General features: G+C 42.4%; 3 protein-coding genes. 1 reads left to right on the top strand and 2 read right to left on the bottom strand.

What is annotated here, in order from left to right; translation table 11 throughout:
* Positions 1–225: 225 nt before the first annotated feature.
* A complete protein-coding gene (locus tag ACJB0T_RS21820) occupies positions 226–894 on the top strand; it encodes a hypothetical protein (RefSeq protein WP_479289712.1) in 669 nt (222 codons plus the stop codon).
* 176 nt (positions 895–1070) lie between these two features.
* Here the strand turns inward: ACJB0T_RS21820 and ACJB0T_RS21815 are convergent, their stop codons facing one another.
* Both ACJB0T_RS21815 and ACJB0T_RS21810 read right to left on the bottom strand, forming a co-directional pair.
* The gene (locus tag ACJB0T_RS21815; RefSeq protein WP_479289710.1) at positions 1071–1529 is read right to left on the bottom strand and encodes a hypothetical protein; all 459 of its coding nucleotides are present in this window, start codon (positions 1527–1529) and stop codon (positions 1071–1073) included.
* Between the two features lie 3 nt (positions 1530–1532).
* Positions 1533–2960: site-specific integrase (locus ACJB0T_RS21810; protein WP_495292940.1), on the bottom strand; the 1428-nt coding region annotated here is incomplete at its 5' end.

Here is a 2960-nt window from a genome sequence, read left to right as displayed (position 1 = left end):
TCAGTAAATCAGAGTTAAATGATTAAGTTGAGCTATGTTGCCGTAAGCTCACTGTTCTCAAAGTTGGAAGGTAACGGTATTTTATTCAAAGAAATGTTTGCTGATAGTATGGGGTTCGAGTTGTTTCCAGATACAGGAACATATTCGTCATCATAATGCGGCTTTGTGGTATGGGTGGTTAGGCTTTTCTGAAAATTTAGTTAGATGCTATAAGCGGTGGTAGTTATGCGATTATTCCTCAGCGTTGTTATTGTCACGATATTACTTGTTCTAAATGTAATTCTCCTCTTATTAGACAAACTAACTGGCACTGACTTTGTTCTGTTCTTTACTGTAAGTGTGGTTGTGGGGTTTGTGGTGTGGTTCCAAGGGAAGATCACAGAATTATCTTTCAAAGGCTATGTTGTAAAGATGCAGCAGGAAAACCAGAAAGCAGAGCAACTAATTAACGAACTAGAGGTTCTAGCAAGAGACTCCTTCAAAGCACACATGAACCAATTCAGTATCATGCACGACTCACACGAAGAATTAGCATTGCGTCATGCTAAAAAGTTTTTTGAATACTGTGAGTTGTACTTAAAGTACCAAAATGTTCTCCACCCTGAAGCAGACCAAGACCTCCCTCTAATCATTGAGAGTGAAGTAAGAAAATACTTGGTAGGGACAGCAATGTACTCTGATGCACAGTATTTGTACGGGACAGAACGTACCTCAATTCCGTCCCCAGAAGATCTCGTACGAAAATGGGGTAAAAATGACAATCGATTTGATAACTCTCCTTATTACACGTTTTATAAGGATGAGTTATACCCTTTGTACATTAAGCACCAAGATCATTCGGGCGATGTATTATTGCCTACTAGCACGTCAGCGCTGGTTAATGAGGGCAAGTGACTTTTCTCAAGTTGAAGAAGTCGCCTTTAGGGATACTTGGGCTAATTCGATTAGTTTCGGCTTCACCAAGTGCCCTAAGAAGCTTTTGTCCAGAAACGTGCCAGAAGCACAACCTACAGGTTTGATGGGAAGTGATAGCCCACAGATTATTGAGCGCTTTGTGGGCTAGGCGGGGTTTATTTGATAGGAACTATCTTATTTCTGTTGCTCTTAGCCAGTTTCTCTTTAAGCTCTTCATTTTCATATTCAAGCTCTTCAATTCGAGCTAGTGCCTTTACTAATTGGTCATTCAAATGATGCTGTGAAGCTGCTATAAGAGCCAATTTGTCATTAGCTTCTTGGTGCTTTTGTTTAAAGTTACTTTTGATTCGTTTTTGCTCATTTAGCTTTTCACGAACGGCATCCACTTCTGGTTTGACGTACTCACCATTACCTTTTGCAATATCAGCCTTTGTCTGCTTTACCTTTTGAACAAATTCAGGGTAGTAATAGCCGCTACCATTGCCAAGTCTGGCCTCTTCTTCAACGGCTCTGACGCTTAACTTTCGAGTTGTTGGAATCTCTCTTGGTTTACCTTGAGCAATGCGCTCCAAAGCAGCCTCTAGTGCAATTAAGGTGTTTTCACTTTTACCCATAACTTAAACCTCCACTGTACTTAGTTCAGCTTCGAAAGGCACAAAACCCATTTCAAAGTCCCTCATAACTTTCTCTGCGGCTCTCACCTGAGTGATGTAATGACTTCGTTCACTTGCTGTTATATCGCCACTTTCTTCACTCATGTAGGCCGTTAAGCTGGTGTGCTTGCGTTGCCACCATTTCGCTTGCTGCTCATCAATAATGCTACTTCCAGAGCTACAATCCACGCAAAATTGAGGGGCAACCACACCATCCATATCGCAATCGTAGCCTGACTTACAATAGCTATGCAGAGAGCCATGCAGAGTTAGCTTTCCGTTTTTTACGGCTTGGTAAATGACATCCCAGGAACTATAAATCGTAGGCACATCACCACGCATTTTTACAATGGCCTTACCGTGAGAGCCTGATAGTTTTTCATTTGAATGCCATTGCTTAAATATCTTATTAGCCGTAGTCTCAGCATTTATATCCTCAAGCATGGCTTGTATTTTTTCATCCACGATAAGGCTTCGATAACTTGCTAGTTTTCCACCGTTGGTATACCACTCGGTCATAGCAAGATACAGGTGCTTGAACTGCTGCTTGAGAGCCACCATTGTCCCAAAGCGATTCTTAATACAATAGAACGCCAAAGAGCGTCTAAATTGGTGTGTGCTCATAGGCCAAGGCTTGCCAACTATGACACACTGTTTAATCTTCTCATGGGACTTAGGGTTTGAATCAAGGCATTCTTGGTAGTCTTCCTCTGTCACAATAAAATCAAATTGCTTGCAGAATCGTTGAAGGCGCTCATTCCAGTCCGAGATTAATTTAGGCACTTTAGAGCGAGCACCTTGGTTTACCCACAGACTGTTAGCGTACTTTTTGTCTGGATAATCCACTTCTTGCCGCCACTTTTCGGCTAGTGTGGTCATCAGTTCGATGGCAAACTTCGATGAACTGGCTGTCACCCACGTTTCTCGCTTCTCACCGAGCTTAAAGGTGTGTGATTGCAGCATGTGATACTCGCGGCCTTCAAACGTATCGCTGTAGTAGCTATTGGGTGTGAGCTTGTCTAGCTCTGAATCACGCATACCACTAAAGCCACCACACACGATGTAGCTTGCTGTAATCAATTGCCCTAGATACCGCCGAAATTCATTAGCATTGCTAAGAGGTATGTTCGGCAACTTTTGTGCCAGAGGGGTAATAATGTCACTTGGACTTTTAGGTTGGTTATCCGCTATGGCGAGGGCGCGCTTATGATTATCTATCTTGTCATTCGGCTGGATAAACCAAGATATAGCACCATTGGCAACCTTCTCATCGACAATTCGTTTTCCTTCTAGGTAGTTCTCTTGAAGGTTATTCTCAACTTTGGCAATTAACTCTCTGTAAGGGTGCGCTCCTTCAATAAGCTCAATGGCTTTACCATAAATGGCATCGCA

It is taken from the genome of Vibrio sp. CB1-5 (assembly GCF_059412285.1).
Note: the sequence above shows the minus strand (reverse complement) of the source record. Positions and strands in the feature narration are given on the sequence as shown.

Bases quoted from the DNA above. Each gene is read 5' to 3' on its own strand.
- ACJB0T_RS21815 (WP_479289710.1), bottom strand. From the start codon at position 1,529: ATGGGTAAAAGTGAAAACACCTTAATTGCACTAGAGGCTGCTTTGGAG.
- ACJB0T_RS21820 (WP_479289712.1), top strand. From the start codon at position 226: ATGCGATTATTCCTCAGCGTTGTTATTGTCACGATATTACTTGTTCTA.